This is a genomic window from Hymenobacter aerilatus (assembly GCF_022921095.1).
In the GTDB taxonomy this organism is placed as follows: domain Bacteria; phylum Bacteroidota; class Bacteroidia; order Cytophagales; family Hymenobacteraceae; genus Hymenobacter; species Hymenobacter aerilatus.
On sequence record NZ_CP095053.1, the window covers coordinates 106,862 to 121,114 of the forward strand.

The following is a 14,253-nucleotide window of genomic DNA, read 5'->3' on the forward strand; positions in this document are numbered from 1 at the left end:
CGCCTACCTACCCAGCCCAAACCCAGTCTAGCCTATGAAAGTCGCCATTATGCAGCCATACTTATTCCCCTACATCGGGTACTTCCAGCTGCTGGCGGCGGCCGACTTATTCGTGGTGTATGATGATGTGCATTACATCAAAAAAGGCTGGATCAACCGTAACCGCATTCTACTGCACGGGGCCGAGCACTTATTTACGCTACCCTGCCTGAATGCCAGCCAGAACAAGCTCATCAACGAGGTAAAGGTGGACTGGGCGAGCAAAGAGGTGCGCAAAGTGCGCCTGACCATGGAAACGGCCTACCGGAAAGCGCCGTTTTTTAAGCGGGTCTACCCGCTGGTGCAACGCGTGTTGGAGGGTAGCGGCCCCACTACCATTGCTGAGGTAGCCACCCAAAGTATCCAGGACGTGTGCGCCTACCTCGGCATTGATACGCCGATTGTCACCAGCTCGCAGCGGCCTTACGAAAACACCCACCTTAGCAAAGGCACCCGCTTAGTAGACATTGTGCAGCAGGAGGGCGGCGACCAGTACCTGAACCCCATTGGCGGCGAAGCGCTCTACACCAAAGAGTTTTTTGCTGAGCACGGCATCGCGCTGCACTTCGTGAAGTCCCTACCCATCCGGTACGTGCAACCTGTGCCAGACAACGGGTTTGTGCCCTGGCTTTCCATCCTGGATGTGCTAATGTACAATGAGAAAGAGACAGTTACAGCCTTTTTACAAGACTACGAACTCCTATGAAAAACGTACTAATACTAGGTGGGCAGGGCAATGCCTCCGTTATCGGCAATGCCATACTGGATGCGGCACAGCGGGGTAGCCAGGAATACCAGTTTTGCGGCTACGTAAATGACCGGGACGGTTGCGAAGCAATAGAAGGCTACCCCGTGAAGGGTGGGCTACAGGATATTCCGCGGCTGCTGGAGGAGGGCTATTACTTCCTGAACACGATTTACAAGATAGATGGGCAGCGGGAGCGGATTGCGCTGTTCGAGTCTCTGAACATACCGGACGACCGGCTGGCTACCTTCGTGCACCCAACGGCCTACATCGCCGCTAACGTGGAGCTGGGGCCGGGGTGCGTGGTGATGCCCCACGCCATCATTTCGACCAGCGTGAAGCTGGGCAAGTGCACCCGTGTGATGATTGGAGCCATTGTTAGCCACAACTGCACCATTGGTGCCCACACGTTTGTGGCGGCGGGCTCCTGCTCGGGCTCCAACTTACAGGTAGGTGAGGGCGTGCACATCAGCATGAACGCCACGGTGCGGGAGTTCTTGACCATCGGCAACTACTCTACCCTGGCCATGGGCAGTGTGCTGCTGAAGGATGTAGGCGAGCTGGAAATCTGGGCGGGCAACCCAGCTAAAATGCTACGCAATGCACAGTGAGGTGCCGCTGGTAAGCGTGCGGGTCATCACCTACAATCACGGTCCCTTCCTGCGGGAGTGTTTGGATGGGATTATGGCCCAGAAGACGTCCTTCCCCTTTGAAGTGGTAATTGGGGAGGATTGCAGCCCCGACAACACCCGCCAGATTTGCCAGGAGTACCAAGCGCGCTACCCTGATACTATTAAGCTGCTGTTGCACGCGCAAAACGTGGGCGCGCAGGCCAACGCCCGCTTGGCCCGCGAAGCCTGCACCGGCAAATACATTGCGTTCTGCGAGGGCGACGACTACTGGACCGACCCCACCAAGCTCCAGCAGCAGGTAGACTTTCTGGATGCGCACCCGGACTACGTGCTGTGCTTCCACAATTGCTGGATGAAGTTTGAGCAGCAACCAGACCGGGAAATGGAGCTGTTTCATGACTACACCAAAACCGACTACGCCATTCCGGACCTGATTGGCAAGTGGATTATCCCGACGGCGTCTGTGGTGTTCCGCAACCACCTCTTCACTGAGTACCCGGAGTGGCTGCGCAACGCAGTAGTAGGCGATACGCCGTTCTTTATTCTGCTAGGGTCGTTTGGGCAGCTGAAGCGGCTGCCGGGCGTGATGGCCGTGTACCGCCGCCACGATGGCGGCGCCACCAACCTGCTGCACGGCTACCGCTACTGGGAGCGAATGATTGAACTGTATACGGGCATCAACGGGCACTTTCAGTACCAATACAGCAAGGAAATAAACCCGATTCTGAAGTGGTTTCGCTACCAGCTCACGCAACTGGCCCTACAGGATGGCGACTACCCGAAGTATCGCCACTACGCGCAATGCTGCTTTCAATTCAATAAAGAACTATTGGTTCGTTTTCGTCACCCTGGCCTGTTCCACTACCGATACACGCAGATGTATCTGACGGCCACAAGTCCGCGGCTGTTTAAAGCGCGCGCCCGGCGACAACCTTGGGCAGAAGGTAAATAACCTACGTTGGTTTCTACCGCTTGCGCACTAACAAAAGCCCGTCGCGCAGGGGTAGGAACACGTTTTCCACCCGCTCATCCTGCTGCACTTTGTCGTTGAAGGCGCGCACGGCCCAGGCGTCCTTATCGCCGGCCTTGATGGGGTAGGAGGGTAGGACCTTGCCGCTCCAGAATACGTTGTCGATTAGGATAAAACCGCCCGGCCGCACCTGCGGCAGCACCAGCTCGTAGTAGGCATCGTTGTTGATTTTATCGGCGTCAATGAATACCATATCCCACGCACCGGGTAGGGTAGGGATTATTTCCAGCGCCTTCCCGATGTGCAGGTACACCCGGTCGGCAAGGCCCGCTTCAACTACATAGCGGCGGATGCGGGTTTCCAGCTCTGGGTTTTGCTCCACGGTGTGCAGCTCACCGTTGGTGGGCAGGCCTTCGGCTAGGCACAGGGCCGAGTAGCCCGTAAACGTGCCCAACTCCAGCACCCGCCGCGGCTGGATCATGTGGCTGAGCATGCTCAATAGCCGCCCCTGCAGATGGCCCGACAGCATCCGGGGAGCCAGCACCTGCACGTGCGTTTCGCGGTTGAGACGGGCCAGTAGTGGCGTTTCGGGGGAGGTATGTGCTTCGGCGTAGAAGTCGGTTTCGTCGGTCATGAAGGAGAAGAAGCGGCTTGCTCAGTGGGCCAGTCGTGGCGGAGCAGCCGCACAAAGGCTGAGGTAAGCACCACCGCCAGCACGCTTGCGCTGATGCTGCTCACAGCGGTGGCAGTCAGATACCCATAGCCTACCGGGTAACGATACTGGATATACTGAACAAAAAGTAGCAGAAACACGCTAAACAGCGCGGCAGTGAGTAGCCAGAAGATAGCTTGCTGGCGGGTAGAAACGCGGGGTGGCCGCTGCATGACGGGCAACTGCCACACAAACCACAGCATAATTAAAAGCCCCACCAACGACGAGCCGTATTGCAACCATACGAATAGCGGCCGGTTGTGCACGGTGTCAACCAAAAAAGGCAGCTGGTGGGCGATGCGGCCCCGCGTGTGCGTCACACCATCCCAAACTAGGTGCGAACCGGCACCAATGATGATGGCCAGCAGCAAGCGCGGGCTCCATAGGTTGCTCAGCGGCCAGCGTTGAGTCGCAAAGCGTCCAAACCGTCGCCGCAAAAATACCGGCATGCTGCGAACTAACGGCCGTTTCACCAACCCGTGAAATAGGCCAGTAAGTATTAGGGCCAGGGGCAAGTCAAGCTGAAATATACCAGCCACAGAATGGCCAAAGCCGCCACCGGGTCGTAGCCGCAGAAAATACTCGAAATCGGGCGACATGCTGCCCAAAATCAGGCCTGTAGCCGACAGCCAGCGGCGGCCTTTATACAGCAGCGGTACGATAATGGCCGGGTGAGCAAGGGTGAACGGCATACGCGCGAAGGGTAGGGCAGCTAGACTGCAGTAAGCCCGCAAAGTAACACGCAATCAGGTAGAGAGCGGTACCAAATGAAAGAGCAGCACCTGAAAACCAGCCTTGCCCTGCGCAAAATAATGCTTTGTGACCCGGAACAATCCCTCGTAGCGAAACAGCTCCCTACCCTCGTGCCTCACCTTCTGCAGCACGCGCACGGGCTGGCCGGTTTCCTGGCTGCGGCGCAATGCCAAATTGCGCCCTATCATTTCCTGGTTAGTCACCTGCCGACCCGTACGTAGGTCGCGCCCACCACTGCCAGAATAGATGATTTCATCCTCACCAAACTCATCATCCTCGTACGCGCCAGCTAGTACAATCGAGTCGGCACCCTCGGCCTGCGTGCCGCTCACACCGGCTCGCCTCGGCCGGTGCATTCCAGATAACGCCAACGCTAAGCGGTTCTCAAATAAGTCGCCCGGCCGGTAAGAAGCGATGTGGCCGAAGATGGGCATAAAGAGTGGTTGAGCGAGTTTTGAATTAGATTGCTATGTTGCGAATATTGCACTATTATAATCTTTGTCAATTGCTTATTGGTGTTGTCTGTGATATTGCACGGTAGATATGAAACGTAGATTTAGTTTACGAAAAGTACTTAGTACCGGCGTTCTGACTGGCTGCATAATTCTATCTTCTATTCTGGTAGTTGTATTCATAACTGGTGACGCTGGAGTCACACAGTATCTTCTTAATAGTGTTGAAGCTCGTGCCCTTACAAAACGTACGACGACATTTGACCGATTAGCCCTAAAAACGCTCTATCGACTGCTTCTTTTGGGAGGACAACTACAGTACCCGCGTGCTACACAGTTTTTAGCGCATTATTGCAGAGGGCAAGGTGACACACTATATTTTGATGCTCAACAATTGTTACAAAATGCAGATGTACAAAAAGCAGTACAGCAACGCAAAAAGGCTATAACGTTTCGGCGGCAACCTCAGCGTAACCCAAGTCACTACGTCGTGAGCCGTACAAATTGGGATTTATATTACACATTTGATTTACTATTTATCAAACGCCAGCACGACAGGATTATCTTTTTTGATCAATATTATTTTCAGCCTATAACCCGCCGATCCAGAACGCCCTTCCAGGTAGGAAAAATACATTGTCACCTAAACGACGGGTTGATCCACGTAGCATATCCAGAAGCGAGGATGTTTGTCGCTTACGGCGAAGCTACTTTAGCGAAGAAATAGATGTAGGAAGAACGCCCTACGGTGCACTCACTTAGCAAGGCTGAATGAGTGCACCGTAGGGCGTTCTTCCTAGTGTTGTCCTAGTGTGAGAAGGTCCTTCGCTCTGCTCAGGATAACAGCCGTAGGATTACCCACTACTCACCTTATTCCGGCACGTACTGCAAGACGCTCAAATTATCTTCCCGCAGCACGTCGTTGGCCATATCCAGCAGCTCGGTAGCGGTGATGGTGCGTACCCGATCAAAGATTTCGGTGATGGGCTCTACGCGGTTCAGGTCCAGGGTGCTTTTGGCGAGGAGCTGCATCAGGCCGCCGTTGCTTTCTTCGGCCATGGCCAGCTGGCCCATTAGCTGCTCCTTGGCCGTGTGTAGCTGCAAGCCACCAAGTGGCTTCTCGCGCAGCTTCTTCAATTCCTTCTGCACCAAGCCAATGGTGCGATTGACCTGCTTTTTCTCGGTGCCGAAATAGATACCAAACATGCCAGTATCGGTGTAGGGCGAGTAGGTGGAGTCGATAGCGTAGACCAGACCAAACTTTTCGCGCACACCTAGGTTCAGGCGTGAGTTCATGCCGGGGCCGCCCAGCACGTTGTTGAGCAGGAAAAACGGAATCCGGCGGGCGTCGTCAATGGCATAGGCGGGGCCGCCGATGAGGCAGTGTGCCTGCGTGATGGGCTTGCGCTCCAGCAATTCGCGGCGCTGGTAGCCGGCAAAGGCAGTGCGGGGCCGGTCGCCCAGGCGGGCGGGTAGGGGCGCGAGGTATTTTTCGGCCAGGCGCTTTACCTCCTTAAACGGCAGGTTGCTCACCGAGCTGAATACCAACCGGTCGGTGCGTACGTTTTCAGTCAGGAACTGCCGAAAATCGGCCTGCTGAAAGCCACTTACGCTTTGGCGCGTGCCCAGAATGTTGTGCCCCAGGGCGTGCTGGCCGAAAATTACCTCATCAAAATCATCGATGATGGCGTCGTCGGGCGCGTCGAGATACATCGACATTTCTTCTAGAATCACGCCTCGCTCCTTCTCGATTTCCTTTTCTGGAAAAACGGAATGAAAGGTTAGGTCAGTCAGCAGTTCAAAGGCCCGCTCGAAGTGCGTGCTGAGCAGCGACGCGTAGAAGCAGATTTTTTCCTTGGTTGTGTAGGCATTCAGCTCACCGCCCACCGTCTCCAAACGGTTGAGAATGTGGAAGCTTTTGCGGCGCTCGGTGCCTTTGAACGCCATGTGTTCCCAGAAGTGCGCCAGGCCCTGCTGTTCGGGACGCTCGTCGCGCGAGCCAATGTCCAGCAGAAAGCCGCAGTGCGCAATTTTAGTGTGGGGTACCTGTTTATGCAGTACTCGAATGCCGTTGGGCAGTTCAAGCAAATCGTAGTCGAGCATTCGTCGGGAAAAGCAGAGAAGTAGAAAAGCAGAACCCCGGCGGACCGGGGTAGAGGCCGGCCGGGCTACTATAACAGCCAAGCCCGGTGCGTAGTTGCAAAGGTACGTGCTGCGCGAGGGCAACGTACGAAAAGAGCAACAAAAGCCCGCGAAAGAAGCCGTAGTGCTACGCCCGCATCAGCTCGCGATACACCTCTTTCGGCGGTGCGGCTAGGCGCTGGAGTTGTTCTGCTTCGGCTAGAGGTGCCAGCAACTGGGCCGTGCCGATGCCCCGGCCGCATAGAAAATGCGTGAGTGGACATTGGGCATATCCCGTCACATCGCAGGAGCGGCACTCGAGTGATGCTGCGGTTTCCACTATCCAGGCCTGGGGGCTAAGCGGCCCAAAGCCGAAAGTGGGCGACGTGGAGCAGTACACGGCGCAGGTAGGCGCTGCCACTGCCGAGCACAGGTGCAGCATTGCCGAATCGAGTACGTAGTTGAGCACGGCCCCACGCAGCAGCGCCGCCGTAGCCAGTACCGATAATTGCCCAGCCAGATTAACGACTCCTGACCGGTGGCTACGCGTTGCTAGCTCTGCGCACACAGCAGCATCGGCAGAAGTGCCTACTAGGTATACTGTGTAACGGGCGGGTAGGACGGCCAGCAGCTTCAGCCACTGCTCCGTAGGCAACTGCCGGGTACGCTGGTCGGCGCCGGGCGCCAGGCATAGGTAGTCGCCTACCAACTTATAGGGCATAACCGCCTCCATGTCAGCAAAAGTGGGGTAGAGGCGCGGCAACGTGAGGGGCGTATAATCGGGTAAAGCAAGCAGTTGCATGTTACGCGCTACCTCGTGCGTATCAGAAGCAATGAAATATGTGGCAGACCGGGTAAAGCCTGTTGATAGCGGATTTTTAGTAAATCCTATTCTCTCTTCAGCGCCCGAAAAAGCCGTTAGCAAGCCCGTAGCAGTAGAGGACTGTAAGTTGATGACCCGATGATAGTTAGCTGCCCGAATCTGCCGCAGCAACTGATGGGCAACGGGAAGTTTGATTTGTGGTTTTTCTACTGTAATTATTTGATTTATAGAAGGATGATTTTGTAGTATGCTGCTGTGTTCCTGCTGTATGAGTACGTCTAAAACACTGGTTGGATCAACAATACGCAGCTGCTCTATAAGTGCTGTGAGTAGAATGACATCGGTTAGCGAACCAGTTTGAATAAGTAGGGTAGGGCGGGTGGTCAGCATCGCTATATTGGAAAAAGCCAACTGATAAGAAAAACGTATTTATTGGTATAATGCAAAATGCTGGCCGAATTTTATTCCTCTCCCTATAATCCCGTAACATTGCCAGGCTATGCGTGTTCTTGTTCGGCTTCCAAACTGGTTGGGTGATGTGGTGATGAGCGCTGGTTTTGTGCGCGCCCTGCATCAGCGCTATCCCTCGGCTCACCTGCACTTCGTCACGAAGGCTGAGTTGGCGCCACTGGTGCCGTTGCTGTTGCCTGCTGGTATGGTGGCTACGGTGCACCCGTTCAGCAAGACGGAGTGGCGGGGACCAGTGGGAGCGTGGTGTTTTGGCCACTGGCTGCGGCGGCAGCACGGCCCATTTGCTGCCTACTATACCCTGCCCAACTCTTTCTCTGCAGCGCTGTTAGGCCTGGGCAGTGGCGCCCGGCAGCGGGTGGGGTACGCCACCGATGGTCGGGGCTTGTTGCTCACGCACATGCATCAGCTACAACCCAGTCAGCACCGCGCCGACCAGTACTTGGCGTTGCTACCCCACCCACCAGCCCCCCGCACCGGCGACGTGCGCCTGCAAGCTTTGCCGCTGCCTACTGACGCGCCCGCACCGCCCTTACTGCTCAATTTCAATTCCGAAGCGCAGGCCCGCCGTATGCCCGAAGCCAAAGCCGCCGAGCTGATTCGGGCCATGCGGCAGGTAGCGCCAGGTAAGCGGGTAGGGCTGCTTGGGAGCCGTCGCGAGCAAGCCCGTAATGAGGATATCGTGGCGATGCTGCCAGTCACCGAGCGAGAGGGCGTGCTCAACCTGGCCGGCACCACCGACCTGCCGGGCCTAGTGGCGCTGTTAGGTGCGGCCCCGCTGCTGTTTTCCACCGATTCGGGGCCGGTGCACGTGGCCAACGCCTTGGGCACGCCGGTAGTGGTGTGCTTTGGGCCGGGCAATGAGCATAATACGGGGCCCTACCACTCAGCGCGGGCAGCCGTGGTGCGGGCGCCCGGCCCGGTGCCGTGCGGGGGCTGCCAGCGCAACCAGTGCCGTTTCGGCGACGCCCCACCCTGCCTCACTCACCTCGACGAAGCCCAGCTGGTAGCCACCGTGCAGCGCTTGCTGGTGGGATAGGAAGTGGCTTTTTAGGACAATCGCCGGTTCAATCTGTTAACTTGCTGCGGCGCCGTTTTGGCGTCGCCCTCATCTTCTATACCTGTCCTTCCATGCGCTACGGCCCCATCGACCCACAGCTGTTCACCGAAAACCGCCGCCGTTTCAAGAAGTTGCTACCCCCAGCATCGCTGGCTATTTTCAATGCCAACGACATCATGCCCACGAATGCCGATGGTACTATGGCGTTTCGGCAAAACAACGATTTGTTCTACCTCTCCGGGGGCGATCAGGAGGAAAGCATTCTGGTGATTTTTCCGGATGCCAAGCTGCCGCAGTACCGCGAAATCCTGTTTCTGCGCGAAACCAGCGAGCATATTTTGGTGTGGGAAGGCTATAAGCTCACCAAAGACCAGGCCCGCCAGCAGTCGGGAGTGCCTACCATTATGTGGCTTGACTCGTTTAAATCGGTGCTGCCAGCACTGATGAACGAAGCTGAAAACGTGTATTTGAATAGCAACGAGCACATTCGGGCGGTGGTAGAGGTGGAAACCCGCGATGCCCGTTTTGGCAAATGGCTGCGCGAGGCCTACCCTCTGCACCAGTACCGCCGCGTGGCGCCGCTCATGCACCAATTGCGCGCCATCAAGAGCCAGGAAGAAATCCGGCTGATGCGTAAGGCTGCTGATATCACTGATAAAGCGTTCCGTCGCTTGCTGGGCTTTGTGAAGCCCGGTGTGATGGAATACGAGATTGAGGCCGAAATCTTCCACGAGTTTCTGCGCCACGGCTCCCGCGGACCGGCTTATAGCAGCATCATCGCCTCGGGCGAAAACGCTTGTATCCTGCACTACGTCAGCAACGAGCGCGAGTGCAAGGACGGCGACGTACTGTTGCTGGACTTTGGGGCCGAGTACGCCAACTACGCCGCCGATTTGTCGCGTTCTATCCCCGTCAATGGCAAGTTCACCAAGCGTCAGCGCGACGTGTATGAGGCCGTGCTCAGCGTGATGAAGTTCGCGACTTCGCAGCTAGTAGCCGGCAACAACATTGAGGACTACCATGCTGCCGTGGGGCGCCATATGGAGCAGGAGCTGATCAAGCTGGATTTGCTTAACGCCAACGACGTGAAGAACCAGGACCCCGCTGCGCCTTTGTATAAAAAATACTTCATGCACGGTACTTCCCACTACCTCGGCCTCGATGTGCACGATGTAGGCGACAAATACCGGGTGTTTGAGCCGGGTATGGTGTACACCTGCGAACCGGGTATTTACATCCGGGAAGAGGGGCTTGGCATACGCCTCGAAAACGATATTCTCATCACCGAAACCGGCAATGATGACCTGATGAAAAACATCCCGCTGGAAGCCGATGATATTGAGCGCCTGATGCAAGCCAGCCGCTAAATTCGGCGCCGTTACAAGAATCCGCCAAAATTCCCGCCCTGCTGCCAACGTGTAGCAGGGCGGGAATTTTAATTTCGGACCAGAGCTTCTGAGGCTCTGTTTGTTATATTCAATGAATAAAATATATTTTTTTATGCTGGGATTTTAGGCCTAAAATGCGGCCGATTTGCTTGAAAATGGGCTTTGTAGGGTAGTGAATAGGTGTAGCCTATAGGTAGTCGAGTACATGCCTGCTACAACTTTATTCTGCCTGGAACGGTATAGGCAGCATATTCCGCCTCATGCTCTCTCCCATATTGAGCGGATCTACTACAAGTTTTACCCAATTTTTTCTCTTGTATGAGACACCTTTTAACCACAACGGCGGCACTCGGACTAGCCATGTTCGCAGCCGCCCCCAAAGCCCAGGCGCAGACCTCCGACCACAAGACGGTGGTTGGTCTATCGGCCAATGCTTTCCAGTACAAAGGCAATCTGGGCTCCGATTACTGGGACTTCAGCCGCTCTAAGTGGGGCCCTGGCATTTCTATCAACCAGTACATTGCTCCCGGTCTGAGCATTGGTTTGCAGGGTAGCTATGCTGAGCTGAAGAAAACGGTTGGCGCTAGCTCTTTCGCTACCAACGTGGTAAGCGCTAATGTGCCGATCAAGCTGATGCTGAACAACGGCTGGGCACTGAAGGAAGATGCGTTCATTCAGCCCTACATCTTAGTAGCGCCCGGTGTCCTCTTCTACAGCCGCGAAGGTCAGTACCGTGCTAACAACGTAACGTCTAACATCAACAAAGACGAAACGAAATTTGCTGGTCAAGCAGGCCTGGGTATCAACTTCCGTATCAGCGACAACATCGGCATCTTCGTGCAGACCTCGCAGGTAGTAGGCTACAAAGCTAACTTCGATGGTAGCACGGGTGGCGACAGCGACGGCTGGGATGACCGCTTCCTACAACACTCTGCTGGTCTGAACATTGCTTTCGGCAAAGCCAAGGACACAGACGGCGACGGTGTACCAGACCGTAAAGACAAATGCCCCGACACGCCTGCTGGCGTAGCTGTAGACGAGAATGGCTGCCCACTTGACCGCGACGGCGACGGTGTACCAGATTACCAAGATAAGTGCCCCGACGAGAAGGGCCTAGCTTCGCTGGAAGGCTGCCCCGACCGCGACGGTGACGGCGTGCGTGACTCGGAAGACGAGTGCCCCGATACCCCCGGCCTGCCTGCTCTGCGCGGCTGCCCAGACTCAGACGGTGACGGTGTGCCCGACAAAGACGACAAGTGCCCCAACACTCCCGCTGGTACCCAGGTTGACGCAACCGGCTGCCCAGTAGTAGTAGACTCTGACGGCGACGGCGTGAACGACGACGTAGATAAGTGCCCCGGCACTCCAGCTGGTGTAACGGTTGACTCTACTGGTTGCCCGCTGCCCATCCCAGCTGAAATCCGCAAACTAGAGCAACCCATCCGCTTCGAAACCAACAGCACGGTAATTCAGCGTAGCTCTTACACTACCCTCGATAAGATGGTGAAAGTGCTGCAAGACCACCCCGAGTATAGCCTGCGCATCTCGGGCCACGCTGACAGCCGCGGTACGGATGAGTACAACCAAGGCTTGTCGGAGCGTCGTGCTGAGTCGGCTAAGACCTACTTCACCGGCAAAGGCATCGACACTAACCGCATCCCAACCGAAGGTTTCGGTGAGAGCCGTCCGGCTGCTCCGAACACCTCGCGCGCCAACATGTCGAAGAACCGTCGCGCCGAGTTCAAGTTCGAATTCTACATCCCTAGCCAGCCGCAACCCTAATCCTGCGCTGCGCTAAAGCAAAAGGGGCGAACCACTGGTTCGCCCTTTTTTGTGTTGATAGGAAATGACTACTGCGCCGTTTCTCGCACCACATTGGGTAGAAACTCCGCCAGCCGCTCGGCCTGCGCCCGCGTGAAGGTGCCGCTGACATCTACTAGCACAAACGAGTCAGGGGCGTTGTTGAGGTGACCGGTAGCTACCATTTCTTGTACCCGGTCGCCCTGCTGCCGAATGGCGTAGCGTAGCGCCGTGCTGTTGTCGGGGGCAGATACGGCTAAGGGCGTGTACCGCTCGTTTTGCAATAAGCCATCCACCTCCTGGGTCAGGCCCTCGTTGGTGAGCCTGCGGGCACTGGAGGTGGTAGGCGCGAAGGCCAGCACCTTGCAGCTGCGAATGGAGGAAAGCGCCTGCGCTAAGTCGTTGTCGCCGCCGAGCTTGCCCAGGCGGCCCAGCAGCAGCCGGGTCGTTAGGCCCGCCGACCACTCGATGGTGCGAAAGCCAGGGCGGCCATCATACTTGCGAAAAAATTCGGCCACGGTGCGGGCCGGCGTGCCGGGGCCACTGGCCCGGCAGCCACTCAGCAGCAGCGCCACGGCGGCTACTAAGGAAAAGGCATAGCGTTTCATGCGCCTAAATTGCGCCAAATTCCGCTACTGCCTTTTCGGCTGTTTACTGCGCAGTAGTGCCGTCAAAGGCCACGGCATTCAGGAAATATACGTCGCGGCTGGCCCCATTAGCCCCCCGAATGTGCTGGTAGCCAAAGGCCAGAAACCGGCTGCCATACCAGGCCAGCATACCCTGCTGGGTAGCATTATTGGCTTTTTCTTTAGCGTTGGCCAGGGTGGTTTGCACAGGCACCATCAGGTCGTTGGAAGAAGCGTTGGCACCGTCGATAATCTTGTACCGAATGCGGTACTCATCCAGGTACGCCATAACAAAGCGCCGGCCGCCGGGTAGGGGACGCAGCTGCACCATTTCAACCAGATCGTAGCTGCGGGCATTTTGCAGTACAAAGGTGTTGTCCCACAATAGATTACCTTGGCGGTCGAATCCACAAACGATGGCGTGCGTGGTGTAGTATCCCTCAGTGTTGTTGTAGGCCCCCAGCGGCATGCCCGTGTTGGGCTGGTAGGGAACCGTGTTGCGAAAGCGCTGATTGTACACCTCGCCTACCAGTACGTAGCCCTCGGGGGTAGGCAGCAGCTCGTGCGTGAGCAGGCGGTAGTGCAGGCGCAGGTGGCGGTTGGTGGCGCGCATTTGCTCGCCGCGCACTTTCAGCCGTACCGCCCGCTTTGGCGACACAAAATCAAAGAAGTGCTTCAGGTTTAGGAAGTCGTAGAAGCGCAGACTGCGGCGGCTGCCGGTGAGGGTAGGCGCCTCGTTCAGATCAGCTACAAACAAACCCTGGGCGTAGCGCGTGTCGCGTAGGCTGTAAGTGCCCAGCAGTAGCCGGTCGCGGAAGCCAGGACTGAGCTGGGCCATCAGCAGGTTTCGGTCGCTCTCGGCCTGCACAAACTCCGAGCGCACCAGCTGACCTTCGGCCGACAGCTCTTTCACTTGCAGGCGCGTTTTGTAGCCATTACTCTGGCTGCTGATGAAGTCGACGCGGTGTGCCAGTGGGTCAACGGAAAAGGTGAAGTTGGTAGGCAGCTGCTCGTAGATAGCGGGCAACGAGCCAATGCGGTTGCGCCGCAAATTCAGCAGCAAAGCGGTGAGGTGATTTTCAACCATCACCGTCAGGAAGGCTTGCCCGCGCAGCACTCGAAAGTCGTAGATGGAGCGCACATCTTCGGCCTCAAACATGTGCGCATACACGGCCCCAGTCTGGGCATCCAACTCGGCTATCCAGAGCTGCTTGGCTAATAAGTCGTGCCTGAAAAGCGCGTATACCAGCATGCCATCGGCCGTAAGTCGGTCGAAGGAAAAGCCCTTGGGCACCTCCAGCGGCGACGACCACACGGGACTCAGCTGATGGTTGTATTTCTGAAAGCTGAGAGTAGTTGTATAGGCACCAGGTTTTAACTGCTCCACCAGCAGCACCACACTGCTATCGGCGGGTAGGGGCTGAATGCTGACCTCGCTGTTGTAGGCATCTAGCGGCAACTCCAGGCGGGCGGGCTGCGTGGGCTCTTGGGCGGCCAGCGCTGTGCCCATGCACAACCAGAGCAAGGGTAGTAAAAATAGCTTCATCGATAGGTGTAGAAAGAGCGTAGTGGTAGAATTACGACAAATCAACCAGAAAAGCCAGCGCCCACGAGTTGGTTTACTACTACCCGATGCCAATCGATGCTATTTTCCATAAAAAAAG

Annotated in this window: 14 protein-coding genes; 7 read left to right on the forward strand and 7 right to left on the reverse strand. The window is 56.4% G+C overall.

The window, feature by feature from the left end; genetic code table 11:
- The first annotated feature begins 34 nt into the window (after positions 1-34).
- From MUN82_RS00410 to MUN82_RS00420, 3 genes are read left to right on the forward strand one after another with little or no spacing between them, the layout of a single operon-like run.
- Complete coding sequence (locus MUN82_RS00410; RefSeq protein WP_245093856.1) at positions 35-745, forward strand: WbqC family protein; 711 nt, start codon at positions 35-37, stop codon at positions 743-745.
- A complete protein-coding gene (locus MUN82_RS00415; protein WP_245093858.1) occupies positions 742-1,395 on the forward strand; it encodes an LbetaH domain-containing protein in 654 nt (217 codons plus the stop codon). The genes MUN82_RS00410 and MUN82_RS00415 overlap by 4 nt, the downstream gene beginning before the upstream one ends.
- The gene (locus tag MUN82_RS00420) at positions 1,385-2,368 is read left to right on the forward strand and encodes a glycosyltransferase family 2 protein (protein ID WP_245093860.1); all 984 of its coding nucleotides are present in this window, start codon (positions 1,385-1,387) and stop codon (positions 2,366-2,368) included. The genes MUN82_RS00415 and MUN82_RS00420 overlap by 11 nt, the downstream gene beginning before the upstream one ends.
- A gap of 13 nt (positions 2,369-2,381) precedes the next feature.
- Here MUN82_RS00420 and MUN82_RS00425 read toward each other — a convergent pair whose 3' ends face one another.
- Genes MUN82_RS00425 through MUN82_RS00435 form a run of 3 tightly spaced genes read right to left on the reverse strand, consistent with a single transcriptional unit; the run spans position 2,382 to position 4,285 of the window.
- Positions 2,382-3,020 carry an O-methyltransferase gene (locus MUN82_RS00425; protein WP_245093862.1) on the reverse strand — a complete coding sequence of 213 codons (639 nt, stop codon included), beginning with the start codon at positions 3,018-3,020 and terminating at the stop codon, positions 2,382-2,384.
- Entirely contained in the window at positions 3,017-3,790 is a 774-nt protein-coding gene (locus tag MUN82_RS00430) for a DUF4184 family protein (protein WP_245093864.1), read from the reverse strand. Before MUN82_RS00430 ends, MUN82_RS00425 begins: the two co-directional genes overlap by 4 nt.
- 54 nt (positions 3,791-3,844) lie before the next feature.
- On the reverse strand, positions 3,845-4,285 hold the full coding sequence (locus tag MUN82_RS00435; RefSeq protein ID WP_245093866.1) for a YDG/SRA domain-containing protein: 441 nt from the start codon (positions 4,283-4,285) through the stop codon (positions 3,845-3,847).
- Positions 4,286-4,394: 109 nt separating this feature from the next.
- Here MUN82_RS00435 and MUN82_RS00440 point away from each other — a divergent pair, with 109 nt between their 5' ends.
- Complete coding sequence (locus MUN82_RS00440) at positions 4,395-5,030, forward strand: hypothetical protein (RefSeq protein WP_245093868.1); 636 nt, start codon at positions 4,395-4,397, stop codon at positions 5,028-5,030.
- Between the two features lie 143 nt (positions 5,031-5,173).
- On the opposite strand, the gene MUN82_RS00445 is transcribed toward MUN82_RS00440, so the two are convergent.
- Both MUN82_RS00445 and MUN82_RS00450 read right to left on the reverse strand, forming a co-directional pair.
- On the reverse strand, positions 5,174-6,406 hold the full coding sequence (locus MUN82_RS00445; RefSeq protein WP_245093870.1) for a M16 family metallopeptidase: 1,233 nt from the start codon (positions 6,404-6,406) through the stop codon (positions 5,174-5,176).
- 166 nt (positions 6,407-6,572) lie between these two features.
- On the reverse strand, positions 6,573-7,637 hold the full coding sequence (locus MUN82_RS00450; RefSeq protein ID WP_245093872.1) for a glycosyltransferase family 9 protein: 1,065 nt from the start codon (positions 7,635-7,637) through the stop codon (positions 6,573-6,575).
- A 109-nt stretch (positions 7,638-7,746) separates the two neighbouring features.
- Here MUN82_RS00450 and MUN82_RS00455 point away from each other — a divergent pair, with 109 nt between their 5' ends.
- The 3 genes from MUN82_RS00455 to MUN82_RS00465 all read left to right on the forward strand — a co-directional run bounded on the left by MUN82_RS00455 (position 7,747) and on the right by MUN82_RS00465 (position 11,945).
- Positions 7,747-8,754 carry a glycosyltransferase family 9 protein gene (locus MUN82_RS00455; protein ID WP_245093874.1) on the forward strand — a complete coding sequence of 336 codons (1,008 nt, stop codon included), beginning with the start codon at positions 7,747-7,749 and terminating at the stop codon, positions 8,752-8,754.
- A gap of 92 nt (positions 8,755-8,846) precedes the next feature.
- Complete coding sequence (locus MUN82_RS00460; RefSeq protein ID WP_245093875.1) at positions 8,847-10,142, forward strand: aminopeptidase P N-terminal domain-containing protein; 1,296 nt, start codon at positions 8,847-8,849, stop codon at positions 10,140-10,142.
- 339 nt (positions 10,143-10,481) lie between these two features.
- Positions 10,482-11,945 (forward strand): OmpA family protein, encoded by a 1,464-nt coding sequence (locus MUN82_RS00465; RefSeq protein WP_245093876.1) that lies wholly within the window; start codon positions 10,482-10,484, stop codon positions 11,943-11,945.
- A gap of 68 nt (positions 11,946-12,013) precedes the next feature.
- On the opposite strand, the gene MUN82_RS00470 is transcribed toward MUN82_RS00465, so the two are convergent.
- Together MUN82_RS00470 and MUN82_RS00475 are read right to left on the reverse strand one after the other, a co-directional pair.
- The gene (locus MUN82_RS00470; RefSeq protein ID WP_245093878.1) at positions 12,014-12,571 is read right to left on the reverse strand and encodes a DUF4252 domain-containing protein; all 558 of its coding nucleotides are present in this window, start codon (positions 12,569-12,571) and stop codon (positions 12,014-12,016) included.
- A 43-nt stretch (positions 12,572-12,614) separates the two neighbouring features.
- A complete protein-coding gene (locus MUN82_RS00475; RefSeq protein WP_245093880.1) occupies positions 12,615-14,135 on the reverse strand; it encodes a hypothetical protein in 1,521 nt (506 codons plus the stop codon).
- Positions 14,136-14,253 lie beyond the last annotated feature (118 nt).